The sequence below is a fragment of the Marinobacter sp. UBA5687 genome (genome assembly GCF_002420325.1).
Lineage (GTDB): Bacteria > Pseudomonadota > Gammaproteobacteria > Pseudomonadales > Oleiphilaceae > Marinobacter > Marinobacter nauticus.
Window position 1 is genome coordinate 6,310 of the sequence record NZ_DIHV01000162.1, and the last position, 20,577, is coordinate 26,886.

At 57.7% G+C, this 20,577-nt stretch carries 19 protein-coding genes; 13 read left to right on the forward strand and 6 right to left on the reverse strand.

The genetic code is table 11. The features are described 5' to 3' along the window. Window positions 1–225 precede the first annotated feature (225 nt). Window positions 226–1,470, forward strand: a complete 1,245-nt coding sequence (locus tag B3Y70_RS17325) for a lipoprotein-releasing ABC transporter permease subunit (protein ID WP_153740031.1) — start codon at window positions 226–228, stop codon at window positions 1,468–1,470. Beyond that, window positions 1,463–2,161 carry an ABC transporter ATP-binding protein gene (locus tag B3Y70_RS17330; RefSeq protein WP_023010004.1) on the forward strand — a complete coding sequence of 233 codons (699 nt, stop codon included), beginning with the start codon at window positions 1,463–1,465 and terminating at the stop codon, window positions 2,159–2,161. Before B3Y70_RS17325 ends, B3Y70_RS17330 begins: the two co-directional genes overlap by 8 nt. Here B3Y70_RS17330 and B3Y70_RS17335 read toward each other — a convergent pair. Further along, a complete protein-coding gene (locus B3Y70_RS17335) occupies window positions 2,149–2,694 on the reverse strand; it encodes a DUF2062 domain-containing protein (protein WP_022991069.1) in 546 nt (181 codons plus the stop codon). The genes B3Y70_RS17330 and B3Y70_RS17335 overlap by 13 nt on opposite strands. A gap of 83 nt (window positions 2,695–2,777) precedes the next feature. On the opposite strand from B3Y70_RS17335, the gene B3Y70_RS17340 reads away from it, so the two are divergent. The 9 genes from B3Y70_RS17340 to murB all read left to right on the forward strand — a co-directional run bounded on the left by B3Y70_RS17340 (window position 2,778) and on the right by murB (window position 11,642). Then, window positions 2,778–5,198, forward strand: a complete 2,421-nt coding sequence (locus B3Y70_RS17340; protein WP_288590217.1) for a DNA internalization-related competence protein ComEC/Rec2 — start codon at window positions 2,778–2,780, stop codon at window positions 5,196–5,198. A 72-nt stretch (window positions 5,199–5,270) separates the two neighbouring features. Continuing rightward, window positions 5,271–5,897, forward strand: a complete 627-nt coding sequence (locus tag B3Y70_RS17345; protein WP_014421239.1) for a MotA/TolQ/ExbB proton channel family protein — start codon at window positions 5,271–5,273, stop codon at window positions 5,895–5,897. Window positions 5,898–5,902: 5 nt separating this feature from the next. Beyond that, window positions 5,903–6,328 carry an ExbD/TolR family protein gene (locus B3Y70_RS17350; protein ID WP_206851784.1) on the forward strand — a complete coding sequence of 142 codons (426 nt, stop codon included), beginning with the start codon at window positions 5,903–5,905 and terminating at the stop codon, window positions 6,326–6,328. Then, a complete protein-coding gene (gene msbA, locus B3Y70_RS17355) occupies window positions 6,328–8,097 on the forward strand; it encodes a lipid A export permease/ATP-binding protein MsbA (RefSeq protein ID WP_121206735.1) in 1,770 nt (589 codons plus the stop codon). The genes B3Y70_RS17350 and msbA overlap by 1 nt, the downstream gene beginning before the upstream one ends. Further along, window positions 8,094–9,155, forward strand: a complete 1,062-nt coding sequence (lpxK, locus tag B3Y70_RS17360) for a tetraacyldisaccharide 4'-kinase (protein WP_286894028.1) — start codon at window positions 8,094–8,096, stop codon at window positions 9,153–9,155. The genes msbA and lpxK overlap by 4 nt, the downstream gene beginning before the upstream one ends. Beyond that, the gene (locus B3Y70_RS17365; protein WP_011785222.1) at window positions 9,148–9,336 is read left to right on the forward strand and encodes a Trm112 family protein; all 189 of its coding nucleotides are present in this window, start codon (window positions 9,148–9,150) and stop codon (window positions 9,334–9,336) included. The genes lpxK and B3Y70_RS17365 overlap by 8 nt, the downstream gene beginning before the upstream one ends. Window positions 9,337–9,356: 20 nt before the next feature. After that, window positions 9,357–10,142, forward strand: coding sequence for a 3-deoxy-manno-octulosonate cytidylyltransferase (gene kdsB, locus B3Y70_RS17370; RefSeq protein ID WP_023010438.1), 786 nt, complete (start codon window positions 9,357–9,359; stop codon window positions 10,140–10,142). Beyond that, window positions 10,135–10,614, forward strand: coding sequence for a low molecular weight protein-tyrosine-phosphatase (locus B3Y70_RS17375; protein ID WP_286894025.1), 480 nt, complete (start codon window positions 10,135–10,137; stop codon window positions 10,612–10,614). The genes kdsB and B3Y70_RS17375 overlap by 8 nt, the downstream gene beginning before the upstream one ends. Then, window positions 10,611–11,642, forward strand: coding sequence for a UDP-N-acetylmuramate dehydrogenase (gene murB / locus B3Y70_RS17380; RefSeq protein ID WP_153740026.1), 1,032 nt, complete (start codon window positions 10,611–10,613; stop codon window positions 11,640–11,642). Before B3Y70_RS17375 ends, murB begins: the two co-directional genes overlap by 4 nt. A 65-nt stretch (window positions 11,643–11,707) precedes the next feature. Here the strand turns inward: murB and B3Y70_RS17385 are convergent, their stop codons facing one another. After that, window positions 11,708–13,441 (reverse strand): proline--tRNA ligase, encoded by a 1,734-nt coding sequence (locus B3Y70_RS17385; RefSeq protein WP_113879058.1) that lies wholly within the window; start codon window positions 13,439–13,441, stop codon window positions 11,708–11,710. Between the two features lie 126 nt (window positions 13,442–13,567). On the opposite strand from B3Y70_RS17385, the gene B3Y70_RS17390 reads away from it, so the two are divergent. After that, window positions 13,568–14,191, forward strand: a complete 624-nt coding sequence (locus B3Y70_RS17390; RefSeq protein ID WP_153740024.1) for a TetR/AcrR family transcriptional regulator — start codon at window positions 13,568–13,570, stop codon at window positions 14,189–14,191. Here the strand turns inward: B3Y70_RS17390 and B3Y70_RS17395 are convergent. Continuing rightward, complete coding sequence (locus B3Y70_RS17395) at window positions 14,179–14,676, reverse strand: Lrp/AsnC family transcriptional regulator (RefSeq protein WP_011785216.1); 498 nt, start codon at window positions 14,674–14,676, stop codon at window positions 14,179–14,181. The two genes, B3Y70_RS17390 and B3Y70_RS17395, sit on opposite strands and share 13 nt — an antisense overlap. A 142-nt stretch (window positions 14,677–14,818) precedes the next feature. Between B3Y70_RS17395 and leuA the strand changes: the two genes are divergently transcribed. Beyond that, a complete protein-coding gene (gene leuA / locus B3Y70_RS17400) occupies window positions 14,819–16,513 on the forward strand; it encodes a 2-isopropylmalate synthase (RefSeq protein WP_288590224.1) in 1,695 nt (564 codons plus the stop codon). Between the two features lie 100 nt (window positions 16,514–16,613). Here leuA and B3Y70_RS17405 read toward each other — a convergent pair whose 3' ends face one another. From B3Y70_RS17405 to xseA, 3 genes are all read right to left on the reverse strand, one after another. Beyond that, window positions 16,614–16,823 (reverse strand): cold-shock protein, encoded by a 210-nt coding sequence (locus B3Y70_RS17405; protein WP_011785214.1) that lies wholly within the window; start codon window positions 16,821–16,823, stop codon window positions 16,614–16,616. A gap of 313 nt (window positions 16,824–17,136) precedes the next feature. Next, complete coding sequence (locus tag B3Y70_RS17410) at window positions 17,137–19,062, reverse strand: propionyl-CoA synthetase (protein WP_273030149.1); 1,926 nt, start codon at window positions 19,060–19,062, stop codon at window positions 17,137–17,139. 62 nt (window positions 19,063–19,124) lie between these two features. Continuing rightward, a complete protein-coding gene (gene xseA / locus B3Y70_RS17415; protein WP_206769661.1) occupies window positions 19,125–20,504 on the reverse strand; it encodes an exodeoxyribonuclease VII large subunit in 1,380 nt (459 codons plus the stop codon). Window positions 20,505–20,577: the final 73 nt, after the last annotated feature.

Sequence of the window (20,577 nt, forward strand, 5' to 3'; positions counted from 1 at the left end):
TCTATCCGGAAGAACTCCCGGCGCTCCCGCTGGCAGTCTCCGCTCGGTGGCGTTTTATTCTGGCTTGGCATCCTGTCTCCGGACGGGTTTTTATTGATTATAGAACAGTTTAGCAGTTTCCCGACGGCTGGTAAGAGGCCTGGCAAATCTCCGGGCCAGGTAATGATAAAGGCCAGCGGGGATTCAATAATCGACGGACCGCAAGGTAGCGACAGGCACCCCTACATGTTCAGACCCTTATCGTTTTATATTGGCCTGCGATATACCGCCGCCAAACGACGCAATCACTTCATCTCCTTTATCTCCCTGACCTCAATGATTGGCCTGATGCTGGGCGTTGCGGTACTGATCATCGTGCTATCGGTCATGAACGGGTTCGATCGCGAACTCAAGCAGCGCATTCTTGGGATGGTGCCTCATGCCACGATTCAGGGGGCTTCCGGTCCCTTGGAGAACTGGCAGGAGATTGACCAGAGGGTCGAAGCCTACCCGCGGGTGCTGGCGGCCGCTCCCTTTATCCAGGGGCAGGGCATGGTAACCGGTGGTGGTAACGTCCGGGGCGTGATGCTCAACGGTGTCCTGCCGGAGCAGGAGGCCAGCGTTTCTATTATCGAGAACCATTTCATCGAAGGCAGCCTTGAGGAACTTCGGTCCGGGGAATTCGGAATCATCATTGGCCGGTTGATGGCTAACAGCCTTCGACTGGGGGTAGGCGATAAACTCACGGTGGTATTGCCGGAAGCTTCGGTAACGCCGGCCGGCGTGTTACCCAGGCTCAAGCGCTTTACCGTCAAGGGTATTTTCAGCGTTGGTGCTGAGCTTGATGGGAACTACGCGCTGATTCATATGGATGATGCGGCGCGTTTGATGCGTACCGGTGGCCGCGCGGAGGGTATCCGGCTTTTAATGGATGACCTGTTTGCGGCGCCCAAAGTTGTCAATGAGGTTGCCCGGACCCTGGGAGGCCGCTATTACGTATCGGACTGGACCCGCACCCACGGCAACCTGTTTCAGGCAATTCGCATGGAAAAAACCATGATCGGGTTGCTGTTGATGTTCATTGTGGCTGTGGCGGCCTTCAATATTGTGTCAACGCTGGTCATGGTGGTGACCGACAAGACTGCGGATATCGCCATCCTGCGAACCATGGGCGCCACGCCCGGGCGCATTATGAGGATCTTTATTATCCAGGGTGCCGTGATTGGTGTGTTTGGCACGCTCACAGGTACTGCATTGGGGATCTTTGGCGCCCTGAACATCAGCGGCTTCATTTCCTGGCTCGAATCCGCACTGGGACATCAGTTTCTCAGCGCTGATGTTTATTTCATCAGCTACCTGCCGTCGCAGCTCCAGTTGCAGGATGTACTGATTATCAGCGGTGCGGGCCTTGCCATGAGCCTGCTGGCAACTATTTATCCGGCCTGGCGTGCGTCGCGGGTCGAACCGGCGGAGGCATTGCGTTATGAGTGACGGGCAGACGACATCTCTGGTGATTGATTGTCAGAAGGTTACCCGCACCTACAGTGAAGGGCCGGAAACACTGACGATTTTCTCGGACATCTCACTTCAGGTTAAGGCCGGCGAGACGGTTGCCATTGTGGGCAGTAGCGGGGCAGGGAAAACCACCTTGCTGAACCTGCTGGGTGGCCTGGATCGCCCTTCCTCCGGGCATATCCGGATTTGTGGCAAGGATATTCATCAGCTATCGGAAGCAGGCCGGGCGCGGTTCCGGAATCAGCACCTGGGGTTTGTGTATCAGTTCCATCATCTGCTGCCGGAATTTACCGCACTTGAGAACGTCATGTTGCCCTGCGCGCTGGGTGGCATGGCACCCAGGCAGGCCCGCCCGAAGGCGGAGCAACTGCTGCAACGGGTGGGGCTGGGTGAGCGGCTCAGGCACAAACCCGGCGAGTTGTCCGGTGGTGAGCGTCAGCGGGTAGCGATAGCCAGAGCGCTGGTTAACAGCCCGGAGTGTGTGTTAATGGATGAGCCTACCGGCAATCTGGATGAGCACACAGGGGAGGGTATCCGTGCCCTGATCGGCGACCTGCGTGATAATTCCGGGACGTCATTCATCATGGTTACCCACGACATGACCATGGCCCGGAGCCTGGGAAGGGTGCTGCGACTGGAGCAGGGGCGATTGGTTCAGGAGGCCTGATTGCTCGCGGGCGTTCGCTTGTTGCGCTGGCGACGCCGTAATTGCCATTCAGTGCGGATCTTGCGGCGCCATAGATACTGGATGATCAGGTAAGCGACGCAGGCGGTCACCGTGGCCAGAACCAGAGAACCCAGGTACAACGGCACGCCGATATCGATCAACCGGTGGCTGATCCAGTCCCAGGAAAGCTCGAATTCGAACGCCAGAACGGGCCGATTGAGTATCCAGGCCCCCACCTTGTAATTGAAGTAGAACATCGGGGGCATGGTCAGCGGATTGCTGATCCAGACCAGAACCACGGATAAAGGCAGGTTGGCGTTAAACCAGATGGCGCAGAATGCGGCTGCCAGCATCTGGAAAGGCATCGGAATAAAACAGAACCAGACGCCCACCAGGAAGGCCCTGGCAACACAGTGCCGGTTGATGTGCCACAGGTTGGGTTCATGGAGGATATCGCCCAGAAAACGCAGCGATTGCATCGACTGCACCTTTTCAGGGGTGGGCAAATACCGTTTCATGAACTTCTTCGGCATAGGAAGTTCGGCCTGTTTCCTGGCTTTGAGTAATCACTGGCACCCAGAGGCTGCCAGCGCTATCGAAAATCGGAGGACAAGGATTGTCCGAAAACCCAGTTTCCAACCGGGTCCGCAGGCTCGGTGTTGGACTCGCCAGCATTCTCGCCTTCTCTTGCGGCGTTATCTTACTGTATCGGCTCGCAACCTTGCCACCATATCCATGGCTGTTTGTGCTCGTTGGGTTAATGTTGCTGGCTATGGCCTGTCGATGCCAGTGCATACAGAGGCTCGGCCCCGTGGTGGTTGCTGCGATGCTGGGGCTGGTCTGGGCCGGCTGGAATGCCGATATGAGACTGGCCGAACGCCTGCCTTCGGAGTGGGAAGCCAAGCGCATTGTGGTTTCCGGCTATCTCTGTGATTTGCCGATGCCGGGAAGCTTTGACAGTCTGAGATTCGGATTCTGTGTCTTGAACTGGCAGACACCTGGCGTGTCGGTAGATGACAACTTGCCCCGCGTCCTCCGACTATCCTGGTACGGCAGGGAGGGGCGCAGGCTACCCGACCATCGCCTGACACTGGAGGTCTCTCTCAAGCGACCTCACGGTAACCTCAATCCAGTAGGGTTTCGCTACGAAGACTGGTTGTTCCGCCACGGTTATCGGGCGACCGGTTCCGTCAAACGGGTATCTGCTGCACCGGAGCTGGTATGCGCACTGCAATGTCAGTACCACGCCTGGCACTGGCGAGCATCAAAGAAGTTGCAGCATTGGTTTGGTGAAGCGGAATACTACCCCCTGATTGCGTCTCTGCTAATGGGTAACCGGGGTTCTCTGGAAGATCATCACTGGCAGGTACTCAAGTCGACCGGCACCATTCATCTGGTGGCTATTTCTGGTTTGCATCTGGGTCTGGTGGCGGTCGGAGTTGGTCTGTTGGCGCGCTGGGGCTTGCTGTTGCTGCCGGTTGGTTGTCTGAGTGAGCAGGGCCGGCGTTCTCTGGTTTTTCTGGTGGTTGTGCTCAGCTGCCTTGTCTATTCGCTGTTGGCCGGTTTTACCGTACCAACCCGGCGGGCCCTGGTGATGGTGGTTGCCGGCGGCTGGTATCTGCTGAAGGCAAGACAACAGAGCGGCTGGCGGCCCTTTGTGCTGGCTCTGGCAGTGGTGCTTCTGATGGATCCGTTTGCGCCTCTGGACCAGGGTTTCTGGTTGTCTTTTGGCGCTGTCGGGGTGCTGCTGGCGGTATTTTCAGGGCGTCTGGGTTCGTCGGGTTGGTTATCGGCTTTGTTGATAGCCCAGTTGGCGGTCTTTGTCGGGTTGTGGCCAATGTTGATGCTGGTGCATCAGGGCCAGCCCCTTGCAGGCTTCGCGGCCAACCTGTTGGCGGTGCCCTGGGTGTCGTTTGCCGTCATGCCGGTGCTGTTCCTGGGGGCTATCATCGCGCTCCTTTCCGGAGGGTGGCTCCTGCCCTGGGTATCGGCCGGGTTTGACCTGGTCCTGGGAGCGCTTTGGTGGTGGCTGGAATTGGTGGCCTGGTTCCCGGCAGGACAGATGCAGCCCTTGCCCGCACCATTGGCAGTAGCTTTGGCGTTGCTGGCGCTTTGGGCAATTCGCTGGAGCGACTGGCGATGGCGGGCGTTGCTGGGGTGTGCCTTTCTGCTGCTCAGTGTTCCCTGGCCAAGTGCAGGAGGGGGCAATCCCGTCGCACAGTCGCCTGAAGTGCGTGTGCTGGATGTGGGGCAAGGACTGTCGGTTGTGGTCCGCGCCGGTGGCAAAGTGATGGTATACGACACCGGGCCGGAAGTTGCGGGCGTCTACTCGGCTGTGGATTCGGTGTTGGTTCCGAATCTCCGGGCGATGGGCGTCGAGGTTATTGATCTGCTGGTTCTGAGTCATGCCGACAATGACCATTCCGGCGGTCTCGAGACGTTATCTGAGCACTTCGCGATCAAAAGAGTGGTTTCCGGTGAGCCGGCTCTGATTAATGAGCGTGTGCCGGTACCGGTGGAAACCTGTCGCCCGGGAAATATTCGGTGGCCGGGTCTGGTGATGTCTCTGTGGCAAAATCCGTTGCCTGCGGACGGAAATGACGCTTCGTGCGTGATACGCCTGTACCATCAACCAGGCAACAGTGACGTCGTATTGACCGGGGATATCAGTCGGAAGGTTGAAGAGCTCATGCTGGGTGCCGGTGGACCAGACTGGATAGAGAATCGCGTTGTGCACCGGGTGGTGCTGGCGCCACACCACGGCAGTAAAACCTCATCTTCAACACGCTGGATACAGGCTGTGGCGCCGGATCAGGTGATCTATACGGCGGGCTACCGGCACCATTTCGGGCATCCGCATCCGGAAGTAGGCGGTCGGTACCGCGCCAGTGGCGCCGTGCCGTTGAACACGGCCTGCTCCGGCCAGATCACACTCAGGTTCGCAGATTCAGGCCTGCTTATAAGTGAACTCTGGCAGACACAGCCTTTCTGGATAGCGTCTCCGGGGCTTGCCAGGAGTGAATGTAAAATACCGTGACAATCCGGGTGTGGCCTGCACCGGCAGCTATGCTAAAGTAGCGCGGCTTGTAACTAATCAGGGAGATCAAGCGTGTTCGAGCTGTTGAAAGCCGGTGGCATCCTGATGGTGCCCATTGTTGCCTGTTCCATCCTGGCACTTGCCATCATTCTGGAACGAATCTGGACCTTGCGGGCCTCTCGGGTCGCGCCCCCGCAGTCTATTAACGAACTCTGGCGCTGGATCAAGAAAAAAGAGCTTAACGGTCGCAAGCTGAAAGCCTTGCAGGCATCTTCGCCACTTGGCCGGATTCTCGCCGGCGGCCTGATCAACGCCAAACATGGTCGCGAGATCATGAAAGAAAGCATCGAACACGAGGCCAGCCAGGTTATCCACGAGCTGGAGCGTTTTCTGAATCCCCTGGGCACTATCGCCACAATCACGCCACTGTTGGGCCTTTTGGGTACCGTTATCGGCATGATCAAAGTGTTTGCCGAAATCCAGTTGGCCGGCGTCGGCAATGCCGGCAACCTGGCCGGTGGCATTTCCGAGGCATTGATCACCACTGCGGCTGGCCTGAGTGTCGCCATTCCTGCTCTGATCTGTCACCGCTATTTCATCCGTCGCGTAGACGAATTGGTGGTCAACATGGAGCAGGAAGCCATCAAACTGGTGGAAGTGGTCCACGGAGACCGCGAAATTGACGTTGAAGGAGCCTGAACGCCGTGAAGTTCAAGCGCCAACGAAGCCAGGAAGTCGGGGTAGATCTGACGCCACTGATTGATGTGGTGTTTCTGCTGCTGATTTTCTTCATGGTGTCGACCACCTTTACCCGGGAGAGTCATCTGCAGGTGGAGCTTCCGGAAGCCAGTGCAGAGCCGGCAGCTCCGTCTGAGGTCCGGCAGATTGATGTGGTGATCAATGCCGAGGGCCAGTACTTTCTGAACGACCGACCACTGGTTAACAATCGCCGGGAAACCCTCGAGCGTGGCGTCAGTGAGCTGGCCGAAGGCGATAACAGCCTGCCGTTCATCATCACTGCAGACGCCCGAACCCCCCATGAATTTGTGGTGCGGGCCATGGATGTTGCCGGTCGCCTGGGGTTTGCCAAGCTGAGCATAACCACAGAGCGGGAGGCTGAAAGCCAGTGATGCAGACAAGGCCGGAGCCGCTCAAGACGCCACCTGCCGGTAGCTGGACCACCTACAAACGCCTGCTCAAGTACGTCAAGCCCTTCTGGTTTGCGTTCTCCCTCGCCGTGTTCGGAAACATCATTTACGCCGCTGCATCCACCGGGATGGCCGCGGCGATGGAATATGTGATCACGGCGATCGAGAATCCGTCCGACCAGAACCGGATGTTGCTGACCGGGCTGATCGTGGGTGTATTTGCCTTCAGAGGCGTTGGTACGTTTTTCAGCCAGTATTTTATCAGCTACGTTGGGCGTAACGTGATCAACGCCTTACGCAACGATGTGTTTGATCGACTGATGTCTTTACCGTCCCGGTACTACGATGAAAACGCATCCGGGCGTCTGGTCTCAAAGCTCACCTTTAACGTCGAGCAGGTCGCGGATGCTGCGACCAATGCGGTGACTATCACCCTTCGCGAAGGGCTGACCATACTGGGTCTGCTCGGCTTCATGCTGTACACCAACTGGAAGTTGACCCTGATTTTTCTTACTGCCGGTCCGGTCATTGGTCTGGTCGTGAATTATGCCAGCAAACGGTTTCGTCGAATCAGTAAGCGTATTCAGGGTTCCATGGGCGATATCACCCATGTGGCCTCCGAGTCGATCACCGGATACCGGGTGGTGCGTACCTTCGGAGGCGAAGATTATGAACGGGAGCGGTTTCGTGAGGTCAGTGCCCGTAACCTGAAACAGAGCCTGAAAATGGCTTCTACTCAGGCGATCAGTGTCCCGGTCATTCAGGTGCTGGTGGCTTTTGCTATCGCCGCGCTGGTGTGGACCATGCTTGCGCCGGAGATTCGGGGTGAGATGTCGACTGGTCAGCTGATTGCGTTCATCACCGCGGCGACGACGATGGCCAAGCCCATTCGCCAGGTCACTTCCGTGCACGCCAAGATTCAGAAGGGTGTGGCGGCTGCATTTGATGTGTTCGAGACCATGGATGAAAAGCCGGAAGAGGACCCAGGCTCCTACAACCCGCAGCGGGTCAAAGGCGACATCACATTTGACCAGGTGTCCTTCCGATACCGGGATCAGCTCGACAATGTGCTTGAAGGGATAACCATCGATATTCCAGCCGGCCAGAGCGTTGCACTGGTGGGCCGGTCAGGCAGTGGTAAGTCAACCATGGTTAGCCTGTTACCCCGTTTCTACGAGTACACCGGGGGAGCTATCCGCATTGATGACCATGAACTGAAGGAGTTTTCGCTTCAGTCCCTGCGTGCCCAGATTGCTCTGGTGAACCAGAACGTGGTGCTGTTCAACGATACCATCGCCGCCAACATTGCCTACGGTTCCCTGCGCGACTGCAGCCGGGAAGAAATTATGGAAGCGGCTGAAAAGGCCCACGCGCTCGAGTTTATCAACCGTATGCCGGAAGGGCTCGACACCATGATTGGCGACAATGGTGTGATGCTTTCCGGTGGCCAGCGCCAGCGTCTTGCGATTGCGCGGGCCATCCTCAAAGACGCCCCAATTCTCATTCTGGATGAGGCGACATCGGCGCTGGATACGGAATCCGAACGCCATATTCAGGAAGCGCTGGAAACGGTTATGCAGGGCCGTACCACTCTGGTGATCGCACACAGGCTATCCACCATTGAGAAGGCCGACCGGATTCTGGTCATGGACAATGGCCGCATTGTTGAATCCGGAAGTCATGGTGAGCTGTTGGCTGCGGGTGGCGCATATGCCCAGCTGCATCAGATTCAGTTCAGCGAGCACGCATGAGCACCAGCCTGGTTGACCGGCTTTGGTACGGGCAGGGCAGGCCTCTTGCACTGCTCACACCAGTGGCCTGGTTATATCGGGCGGTGTCTGAGTCCAGGCGCCGAAAGGCCTGGCATGCGCGAAACGAATTGCTGCCGGTCCCGGTTGTGGTGGTGGGCAATATCACCGCTGGCGGCACCGGCAAGTCACCTCTTACTGCCAGCCTGGTTCAGTGCATGAACCAACATGGCTGGAAACCGGTGATTCTCAGCCGTGGCTACGGTGGTAAAAGCTCTCAGTACCCCTTATTGGTCGCTGACGGGACTCCGGCGGGTATCTGTGGTGATGAACCCCTGATGCTGGCACGGGCCACCGGATGCCCGGTGGTGGTTGACCCGGATCGCTGTCGTGGGGCTCGCTGGGCGCTGGAGAATGGCCTGGGCGATGTGTTGATCTGTGACGATGGCCTGCAGCACTACCGTTTGCCCAGAGATATTGAACTGGCAGTATTTGATGCTCGGCGCGGCACTGGAAATGGTGCGATCATTCCGGTCGGTCCGCTGCGTGAGCCGGTTGAGCGGTTGAACGGTGTCGACTTTGTCGTTCTTAACGGAGCGGAGTTTCCGGAGACTGGCGAGGCCATCGAGAGCTTTGCCGGCGTTGATCATCCGGAAATTCATGCCATGGAGCTGGTGCCCTCGGCTCTGGTGAATCTGAATTCTGGTGAGACCCTGTCGCCGAAGCAGCTTGAAGGTAAACCGGTACGGGCGGTGGCGGGTATCGGTAATCCCGGTCGATTTTTCGAAACCCTCCGGACACTTGGCGCTCACGTCAATGAAGTTCCCTTTCCCGACCATCATCATTTTCGCCCCGAAGACCTGGCATCCGGTGCTCTCGAATGGTTGGTAATGACGGCCAAAGATGCGGTGAAGTGCCAAGGCTTTGCCCCGGATAACGCCTGGGTCTTGACGGTTCAGGCCCGGTTGTCGGAACCTTTTGAACAGCATTTTCTGGAACGGCTCAGAGCCTGCTCTGGCCAGTTGCAACCTGATATCAGCGAGGAAACGAACCATGGATAAGAAATTGCTGGCCATGTTGGCCTGCCCGGTGTGTAAGGGCGAGCTCAAGCTCAACGATGCCCGCACCGAGTTGATTTGCTACCAGGATGCCATGGCGTTCCCCATTCGTGAGGGGATTCCGGTTATGCTGGCGGTTGAAGCCCGCACCCTCAGCACAGACGAGCGCCTCGACAAACACTGAGTCACCCGCAGGACGCAACCATGTCATTTACCGTTGTCATTCCCGCCCGATACGCTTCCAGCCGTTTGCCCGGCAAACCTCTGGCCATGATTGCCGGCAAGCCGATGATCCAGCATGTCTGCGAGCGGGCGAATGAGAGCCGCGCCAGCCGCGTGGTGGTCGCGACCGACGATGCCCGTATCGAGGAGGCGTGTCTTGGTTTTGGTGCCGAAGTCATCATGACCTCGCCCCATCATGCCAGTGGCACAGACCGCCTTGAGGAAGTGGCAAGGAAGCTGCAGCTGGATCCGGATCATCGCGTGGTCAACGTTCAGGGGGACGAGCCTCTGATACCGCCTGAATTGATTAATCAGGTTGCCGATAACCTTGAACAGTACCAGGAGGCCGCCATCGCAACACTGTGCGAGCGGATTCACGATGCCCGCCAGGTGTTCAACCCCAATGTCGTAAAAGTGGTGTTCGATGCCCGGGGCATGGCTCATTATTTCAGTCGGGCTCCGATTCCCTGGGCCAGGGACTTCTGGCCCGCGGGGGCGGCCACCCAGGATGTGGACCTTCCGGATGGCATAGGCTATTTCAGGCACATTGGCATTTATGGTTATCGTGCCAGTGTGCTCAGTGAGTTTGTTACCTGGCTGCCGGCCCCCACCGAACGGGTGGAATCCCTGGAACAGTTGCGAGCACTCTATAATGGCGCTCTTATTCATGTGGATGTGGCGGACCGGCCACCGGCTCCGGGGGTAGATACCGAAGAGGATCTGGCCCGTCTGCGGGCGCTGATGGAAAAAGGGGGTTCCCATGGCTGATCGCGTAAGTGTCTTGTTTGTCTGCCTGGGCAATATCTGTCGTTCTCCCAGTGCTGAGGGAGTTTTTCGCCACCTCGCCCGGGAACAAGGCCTGTTCGACAGACTGCGTATTGATTCCTGCGGCACCGGCAACTGGCATATCGGTAAATCTCCGGACGAGCGGGCAACTGCCGCCGCGGCGCGCCGTGGTATCGACATCAGCGACCTTCGTGCCCGCCAGTTCCGTGCGGAAGATCTGGATCAGTTTGATTATGTGCTGGTGATGGATCGGGCTAATCTTGCGGATGTTCGTGAGGTCTGGCACCAGAATGGAGGCACGGAGCCTCGCTTGTTTCTGGATTTCGGTGACTCGCGGTTGGCCGAGGTGCCGGACCCTTACTACGGCGGAGAGGATGGATTTGAGCACGTGCTTGATCTGATTCATGACGCCAGTGCCGGTCTCCTGGATGAAATCCGGGGGCGGCTGGCTTGAGTCAGGATCTGCAGATTCAGGAGTGGGCCAGCCTTCAGGGATTGAATACCCTGGCTGTGCCGGTAACGGCCCGATACCTGGTGGAAGTCGAAAATCCGGATCAGCTCAAACAGGCGCTTTCCTGGGCCTGTAACCACGAACAGTCCATTCTGGTACTGGGCGGTGGCAGTAATCTGGTGTTTGCCGGCGATTATCCCGGCCTGGTCATCCGGATGGCACTGCGTGGCCGAAGCTGGGAGCAGGTAGACGATCACGGCGCGGTACTGGTGTTGAAAGCCGGTGAGAACTGGCACGAGGCTGTGCTTTACGCCGCCCGTTCCGGTTATCGCGGGATCGAGAACCTGGCGTTGATCCCGGGCACCGCCGGTGCCGCCCCGGTACAGAACATCGGGGCTTATGGCACCGAGTTGGGTGACTGTCTTGACAGTGTCACGGTACTGAACCGCCAGACTCTGAAGGTTGAAACCCTGCCTGCAAGCGCCTGCGAATTCGGTTATCGCGACAGCCTGTTCAAGCACCGGCCGGGCCTCTACATCATCCTTGAAATCCGGCTCCGGTTGTCCCGTAATGCGCCTTTGAAGATTGGTTATCGGGATCTTGAGGATTACTTTGGCGACGTTAACGAGGCTGAGTTAACACCCCTGGCGGTGGCCGAGGGCGTGATGGCTGTCCGTCATCGCAAACTGCCGGATCCTGCGGTATTGCCGAATGTGGGCAGTTTCTTCAAGAACCCGGTAATCGGATTGCCTCAGTTCCGGGAGCTTCAGGCCCGGTTTCCGGACGTTGTGTTCTATCCTGCTGATAGTCAGATCAAACTGGCGGCAGCCTGGCTTATTGATCAGGCCGGATGGAAAGGGTTTCGCAACAGTCGGGTCGGGGTTCACAACCGCCAGGCGCTGGTGCTGATCAATCATTCCGGTGGAACTGGCCAGGATGTACTATCCCTGGCTGACGACGTGCGCCAGTCTGTGCTTGAGAAATTCGGCGTTGAGCTGGAGATGGAGCCGGGGATCGTGGGCAACGCCTGATATGCGGAGACGTCGTTAACTCACCGGGAGACTGAAGGCAGCCTTCCGGTGAGTTTGGCTCAGGGTTACAAGCCGCCTTTGGGCGACGCCTTCACCAGGAACGACAGAGCCTCATCAACGGGAATATCCTGTTTTTCCTCGTCCCGCCGACCCTTGTATTCCAGGGTTCCGGCGCTCAGGCCACGTTCTGAGACCACGAATCGGTGAGGGATGCCAATCAGCTCCATATCTGCGAATTTCACCCCCGGGCGTTCGTTGCGGTCGTCCAGCAGGACATCGTAGCCAGCCTGGCGAAGCTGTTCGTACAGTTTGTCGCCAGCCTCGGCCACCACCGGAGATTTGTGACCATTCAGGGTCACAATGGCTACCTCGAACGGTGCGATGGCATCTGGCCAGATGATGCCCTTCTCGTCGTGGTTCTGCTCGATGGACGCCGCGACGATGCGGGAAACGCCAATACCATAGCAGCCCATTTCCATAATCGACGTCTTGCCGTGTTCATCCAGAACCGAGGCGTTCATGGCCTTGCTGTACTTGTTGCCCAGCTTGAAAATGTGGCCAACTTCAATACCGCGACGGATCTCCAGTGTGCCGTTACCATCCGGGCTGGCATCGCCCTCGACCACATTACGAAGATCTTCCACCCGGCTGATTTCGGCATCGCGTTCCCAGTTTACGCCAGTCAGGTGATAATCATCCTTGTTGGCGCCGCAGACAAAATCTGCCAGGTGTGCTGCGCTGCGATCCACGATAACCGGCACCGGCAGCTTGACCGGGCCGATGGAGCCTGGCTTGCAGCCGATGGCTTTTTCGATTTCCTCGTCGGTTGCCATGGTCAGCGGCTCGGCAATGCCGGGAAGGTTCTCAGCCTTGATCTCATTCAGGGTGTGATCGCCGCGCAGAATCAGGGCCACCAGGCCGGATTCACCATTCTCATCCGCCTCTGCCTTTACCAGCAGTGTTTTCACACTGCGCTCAGCCGGCATGCCCAGGAACTCGGAAACAGCGTCGATGGTTCGTTGACCCGGGGTATGAACCTCTTTCAGTTCCTCGCTGGGGGCAGGGCGCTCGCCGGCAGGTGCTACCGCTTCGGCTTTTTCGATGTTGGCGGCGTAGTCACCGCTGGTACTGAATACGATGGCGTCTTCGCCAGAGGAGGCTAGCACGTGGAATTCATGGGATGAGCTGCCACCAATGGAACCGGAGTCCGCCTGTACCGGGCGGTAGTCGAGCCCCAGCCGGTCGAAAATGTTGCAGTAGGTCTGGTGCATCACCTTATAGGTTTCATCCAGGGATTCCGCGTTCAGATGGAACGAGTAGGCATCCTTCATGATGAACTCGCGGGCGCGCATCACGCCAAACCGCGGGCGGCGCTCATCGCGGAACTTGGTCTGGATCTGGTAGAAGTTGGCCGGCAGCTCTTTGTAGCTTTTCAGTTCGTTCCGGATCAGATCGGTGATAACTTCTTCATGAGTGGGGCCGAAGCAGAAATCGCGGCCATGGCGGTCGTTCAGGCGCAGCAGTTCTCCACCGTACTGTTCCCAGCGGCCAGATTCCTGCCACAGTTCGGCGGGTTGTACCGCCGGCATCAGAACTTCCTGGGCGCCGCTCTTGTCCATTTCTTCACGGACGATTCGCTCCACCTTACGCAGGGTGCGCAACCCTAACGGCAACCAGGTGTAAAGGCCGGCGGCCAGTTTACGGATCATGCCCGCCCGCAGCATCAGCTGATGGCTGATAATTTCGGCGTCGGAAGGGGTCTCTTTCTGGGTAGCTATCAGGTAACGGCTCGCTCGCATCGTGTCTTCCGCTGTCATCAGAAAAGTGGGAGTCAGACTAATTGGCAAGGCGGGATGCCCGCCACAGCCTTTCATTGTCGTAGAGTGGGCGTTATTGTACGGAGCCTGCATCACAAGGTACAGATAATGACTGACGAATCCATCGATGTGTCACCCCGCCGGCGACCGGTTCAGGCCCGCAGCCGGGAACGGGTGAACACCATACTGCAGCATGCTGCCGGAATCTTTCACGAGCAGGGCGTCGACAGCACCAGTATGTCGGCCATCGCCCGGCAGTCCGGCATGTCTCTGGCATCGCTTTACCGCTATTTCCCGAATAAAGCGGCGATTGTCAATGCTATTGCGGAGCGACATGTTGAGAAGATGGAGCAGGCGCTGAGGGCCAAGCTCCCGCAGCTGAGCCTGAGCGACGCGGTGGATGTCCTGATTGATCTGTTTTACGACTTCTACCGCACCGAGCCCGCCTATTCCGCGATCTGGAGCGGTGTGGAAGCCATGCCGGAACTGAGGCAGCTGGATCTTCGCGAACTCTACAGCAACGCCCGGGACCTGGATGCCCGTCTGCAGGAGGAGTATCCCGATTTGCCGGCAGATCGTCGCTGGACAGCCAGTTTGCTGTTACCCCGTTCTGCCGGCACGATTCTTCGGCTGGCGGCCACCCTGCCGGATGAGCAGGGCGTATTGTTGGTACAGGAAATGAAAACCATGGCCCGCGCTTATCTGGACTACCTGGTGGCTCAGGACAAATAGCCCAGCGGCAGCGCGGTGCTGTCGATGACGCGCCGGAGAACAAAGCTGGAGTGAACACCGCTAACGCCGGGAATACGGGTTATCCTGTTTAACAGGAAGTGGTGGTAGTGGTCCATATCCGGCACGACCACTTTGAGCATGTAATCCGCACTCTGACCAGTGATCAGATAACACTCCTGAACCTCCGGGTATTCCCCCACCTGTTCCTCAAACGCGGCAAATCGCTCTGGTGTATGCCGGTCCATGCCAATGAGAATAATGGCGGTGAGCGACAGCCCCAGTTTTTTGTGATCCAGAATGGTGACCGTTCGCACGATAATGCCCGCCTCCTCGAGGGCGCGAACTCGCCGAAGGCAGGGGGAAGGGGATAGCCCGACTTTCTCGGCCAGTTGCTGATTGGTCAGTGAGCCGTCTTTTTGCAATTGTTCGAGGATTTTTCGGTCCAGCTTGTCAATTTTGACAAGCGTTTTCTCGGTATCGGGCATTTTCTGTCTCTTATTTAAGAATTTATGAAATTATATGGCATTATCTGGTCGTGCGGCCAGAAAATGGCAACCAAATAGCTCGCTCCAGCCTTTACACTGTGTGTGTTCCAATCACTGTTTGATATCGGAAGGAATTTTCATCATGGCTTTTGACCATCGCAAATACGTTGCTTTCCAGCCGGTCGCCAAGAAAGACCGTCGCTGGCCCGATCAGGTTATCCAGAAAGCCCCGGCCTGGTGCGCTGTAGATCTTCGGGACGGCAACCAGGCCCTGGTCAAACCCATGTCTGTTGCCCAGAAGCAGCGCTTATTCGATTTGCTGGTCAAGCTGGGTTTCAAAGAGATCGAAATCGGTTTCCCGGCAGCCAGCCAGCCAGACTTTGATTTCTGTCGCAAGCTGATCGAAGAAAACCGGATTCCGGATGATGTAAAGATCCAGGTGCTGACCCAGGCTCGCCCTGAATTGATCGAGCGGACTTATCAGGCCCTTGAGGGCGCCAAACGGGCGATTGTTCACGTTTACAATTCCACCTCGACCGTGCAGAGGGAGCAGGTGTTCGGTCTGGACCGGGACGGTATCCGCGATATCGCGGTCCACGGCGCCACCATCGTGCGGGATATCGCCGCCCGCTATCCGGACACGGAGTGGACCTTCCAGTATTCGCCAGAGAGTTTTACCGGTACGGAGCTGGACTTTGCGGCCAGTGTGATTGATGCCGTCAACGATGTCTGGCGCCCGGACCAGGGGCAACCGGTTATCATTAACCTGCCGGCGACTGTTGAAATGGCAACGCCCAATGTCTTCGCAGATCAGGTGGAGTGGATCTGTGACAACATTCGCTACCGGGAGCACATCAGCATCAGTCTACATACCCACAATGACCGGGGCTGCGCGGTGGCCGCTGCCGAACTCGGCGTGATGGCCGGGGCAGATCGGGTGGAAGGTACCTTGATGGGCAACGGCGAGCGCACCGGTAACATGGACCTGGTCACCATGGCCATGAACCTGTATTCCCAGGGGATTGACCCTGCTCTGGATCTGTCCGGCATGGCCGAAATCACCGAAGTGGTGGAGGCGTGCACCGAAATTTCCACTCATCCGCGTCATCCCTATGCCGGTGAGCTGGTCTTTACCGCTTTCTCCGGCAGCCACCAGGACGCCATTCGCAAATGTCTCTCTCGTCGGAAAGAGGGCGATGCCTGGAACGTGGCCTATTTGCCCATCGATCCGTTCGATGTCGGCCGCCGGTACGAGGAAGTGGTTCGTATCAACAGTCAGTCCGGCAAAGGCGGCGTCGCTTACGTACTCGAGCGGGACTACGATATTACCCTGCCGCGGTGGCTGCAGATCGAATTCAGCAAGGTGGTCCAGCACGAAGCTGAAACCAATGGTGGAGAGATCGATTCACATACTATCCACCGTCTGTTTGAAGAGCGTTATCTGAAAGTGCACAGCGACTGGGCTCTTCGCTCCTACGACCTGCATCGGGATGATAATGGTGTGCGGGCCGAGGTAGTTGTCGGTGGTGATGCTGCTCCGGCTACCCTGGAAGGCCGAGGGCTGGGAGCCGTTGAGGCCGTTTCCGACGCGCTGTCCAGGCAGTTTGGGGTCTCGGTGGCGGTTGAAGCCTATGATGAGTACGCGCTGGGAGAAGGTACCAATGCCAATGCTCTGGCGTGTATCCGGCTGACAGCTAATGGCAGGCACTGCAGTGCGGCAGCCCTGGCGGAGGATACCACCTCGGCAACGTTGCAGGCCCTGTTCTCGGCTGTCGCTCAGGTGCTCGATGATAGGCGGTCCGAGTCTGTTTCTGCAGAAGCAGCCGAGACTGCCTGAACGGATAATCCCTGAAACAAACAGAAAGGCCGGTAATCCAAGGATTACCGGCCTTTCTTGTTTCTGCCCGTGAGGGGCATCAGGACGTTAACATAACGGCTTAGAGCGGCGTTACGTTTTCGGCCTGCGGGCCTTTGGGGCCCTGGGTTACGGTGAACTGTACCTGCTGACCTTCGGCCAGCGTACGGAACCCGTTTGCATTGATTGCACTGTAGTGAACGAAAACGTCACTGCCGCCTTCCTGGGCGATGAAGCCAAAGCCCTTGGATTCGTTGAACCACTTCACGTGGCCGGTTTTGGTATCGGACATCGATCTTTCCTGTCTTACTGATAATTTTCCCTCACGGGACCTTCTTTCGAGCTGGGACATCCGGAGCGCACTGAGGAAGGGGCAACGAAAAGCCAAGGGCAGGACGTTGTAACGCATTCGCCAAATAACGCTGCAGAAGTACACAGCAATTTTCAGTATAGACCGACTTTGAACGGCGTCAATTGTTTTTTTTATGATCAGCAAGCGTTTTTTAATTGATAAAAAACAATAAGTTGTAATGAAAGTGAAACCCGGGGCTGCTCTTGATCAAGAGCGCCCCGGGTGTTGTGTGGCTCAGCGGATGGAGGTTTGATCAGCGACCGAATTTCTCGCTGATTTCTTCCAGTATGGCCGGGTCGTCGATGGTGCTGGGTACCGTGTACTCCTCACCATCGGCAATCTGGCGAATGATCCGGCGCAGGATCTTGCCGGAGCGGGTCTTGGGCAACCGGTCAACGACGATGGCTCGGCGGAAGCAGGCAATGGCCCCGATCTTCTCGCGAACCATCTCTACCAGCTCCTCCTCCAGTTCGTCCTGGTCGATAGTGGCGCCATCTTTGATCAGCACCAGGCCAACCGGAATCTGTCCCTTCATGTCGTCATGGGCGCCCACCACACAGCATTCCGCGATGGCCGGATGGGACGCAACGACTTCTTCCATCTCGCCGGTAGAGAGCCGGTGCCCGGCGACGTTGATCACATCATCCGTCCGACCCATGATGAAGACGTAGCCGTCATCATCGATAAAGCCACCGTCGCCTGAGCTGTAGAAGCCAGGAATCGGCTTCAGGTAGCTGTTCTGAAAGCGCTTGTCGTCGCCCCATACGGTCATCAGGCAGCCTGGGGGCAGCGGCAGTTTCACCGCCATCTGACCCTGTTCGCCCGCCGGCACCTGGCTGCCTTCCATGTCCACCACCTGAACGTTGAAGCCGGGTGAGGGGACGGTTGCAGAACCGGGTTTGGTAGTCATCATTTCAATGCCAACCGGGTTGCAGCAAATGGCCCAGCCGGTTTCGGTCTGCCACCAGTGATCGAGGATGGGCAGCCCGGTGTGCTCTTTCAGCCATTCGTAGGTCGGGGGATCCAGGCGCTCGCCGGCCAGGAAGATGCGTTTGAGAGAGGAGACATCGTAGCGGCTCAGCTGATCTGCTTCCGGGTCTTCCTTGCGCACTGCACGGAATGCGGTGGGCGCGGTAAACAGCATGTTGACTTTGTGATCCTGAACCACACGCCAGAATGCGCCGGCATCCGGGGTTTTTACCGGTTTGCCTTCGTAAAAAATGGTGGTGCAGCCGGTAAAGAGCGGTGCATAAACAATGTAGCTGTGGCCCACCACCCAGCCAACATCTGAGGCCGCCCAGTAAACGTCGCCGGGTTTGGCATCGTAAACCAGCTTCATGCTGTACGTGAGAGCAACGGCATGGCCCCCGTTGTCACGGACAACACCTTTGGGTTTTCCAGTGGTACCGGAGGTGTAGAGAATATAAAGCGGGTCGTTGGCCTTGACGGGTACCGGATCAGCCGGGGTGGCGTTGGCCACGATCTCGTTCCAGTCAAAGTCTCGGCCTTCCTGCATGGTTGCCTTGACCTGCGGCCGCTGGAATACCACGCAGGCTTCCGGTTTGTGGCTTGATTGCTCAATGGCCTTGTCTACCAGCGGTTTGTATTCGATCACTTTGGTAACTTCGATGCCGCAGGAGGCGGTAATCAGGGCCTTGGGCTTGGCATCTTCAATGCGAACGGCCAGTTCGTGTGCGGCAAACCCGCCGAAGACCACCGAATGGATAGCGCCGAGCCGGGCGCAGGCCAGCATGGCGATGGCTGCCTGAGGAATCATCGGCATGTAGATGATGACGCGGTCACCTTTTTCGACTCCGCGGGCGCGCAGGGCGCCGGCAAACAGAGCGACTTCATCACGCAGTTCGTTGTAGGTAAATGACTGCTTGGTATTGGTGACCGGGGAGTCGTAAATCAGGGCTTTCTGGTCGCCACGGCCGGCACGGATATTGGCATCCAGAGCAACGTCGCTGGTGTTCAGTTCCCCGTCTGGAAACCACTCGCCGTGGCCATTGTCGAGGGCGCGCCAGATCGTATTCGGTGCTTTGATCCAGTCGATGTGCTGCGCCTGCTCGCGCCAGAAATCATCCCGCTGGTCAATGGACCGGCGAAATTCGGAGTTGTAGCTCATTGTGCTCCACCTCAGTTGTGCGTGTTGTTGTTTTATCGTTGTTATTGACAACTTTAGGAGCTTTGAAATCCGGGGCTAGTAGACCATAGGCGTAGTTGCCAGGCTCTGCGGCACTATTCCGACGAAGAATTGATCTCCGTCACCTGGGCTGACACCGAGCCGCGTCCAAGTCTTGCGGTAATCTGATCGCCGGTTTCCAGGTCGCCGGCCTTGCGAACAATACGGCCCTGGTCGTCCCTGACGATGGCGTAGCCTCTTCCGAGGGTGGCCAGGGGGCTGACCACATGAAGGGTTTGTGCAATGTGCTGCAATCGCTCGTCTTTTTGGCGCAGCAGGTGCCGGGCCGCGAGTGTCAGGCGTTCCTCGAGCTGTTGGGTCTGTTCACTTGCGGTTTTCAGGGTTCGGCGTGGGGATTGCGCGCTCATCCTTTGAAGCAGGTAATCGGTTTTCTGCTTCTGCTGGTCCAGTCTGTTACGGATGGCCTTGTTCAGTCGCAGCTCAAGCTCATCCATGCGTTGCGCCTTTTCCAGTAGTTCCCGTCGAGGATCCCGGAGCCGGGCAGACAGGTGCCCCAACTGGTTATCCAGCCTTTGCAATAAGCGGCGTGCAGACTGGCCAAGACGTCCCTGCTGTTCGGTCAGTCGACGGAGCCAGTCCTGCTGGTCGGGTGAGATCTTCTCAGCGGCGGCCGACGGCGTGGGGGCTCTCAAGTCCGCGACAAAATCAGCAATAGTGACGTCGACCTCATGGCCAACGGCGCTGACGGTCGGGATGGGGCAGGCGGCAATGGCCCGCGCGACGGCTTCTTCGTTGAAGCACCACAAGTCTTCCAGGGAGCCGCCACCACGGCCGATGATCAGGACGTCAGCGAGACCGTGCCGTTGAGCACGGTCAATGGCCTGGACGATATCTGCGGTGGCCGCCTGGCCCTGAACGGCGGTGGGATAGAGCGTGATCGGAATAGCCGGGCAACGTCGCTTGAGTACCGTCAGGATATCGTGAATGGCGGCGCCAGTTGGTGAGGTGATCACACCAATATGCCTGGGCGTGGCGGGAATCGGTTTCTTTCGGGCCGGATCAAACAGGCCTTCACTCTGGAGTCTCGCTTTGAGTGCCTCAAAAGCTTGCTGGAGCGCACCCAGGCCGGCGGGTTCGAGGTGTTCCACGATGATCTGGAAATCCCCGCGGTTCTCGTACAGGGTCACCTTGCCGCGAATCCGGATCTGGTCTCCTTCCCGGGGCAGGGTGCGGATCCGCTGGTTGGCGCCACGGAACATGGCACACCGGATCTGGCATTTCTGATCTTTGAGCGAGAAATACCAGTGCCCGGAGGATGGTCTGGAAAAGCCGGAGAGTTCCCCCTCAACCCAGACCTGCATAAAGCTTGATTCCAGCAGGTGGCGCGCCTGGTGGTTGAGCTCACTGACTGTGAGTGCTCGTGGGCGGGTGTCCGGATAGGGGGTGCTCACAGGGCGGGCTCCAGGATTATTCATAAGCAATAGCCGAAAGAGATGGCCAAAAATAACGGAAATTCAAAAAGATGCAACCAAATGGCAAAAACCGCGC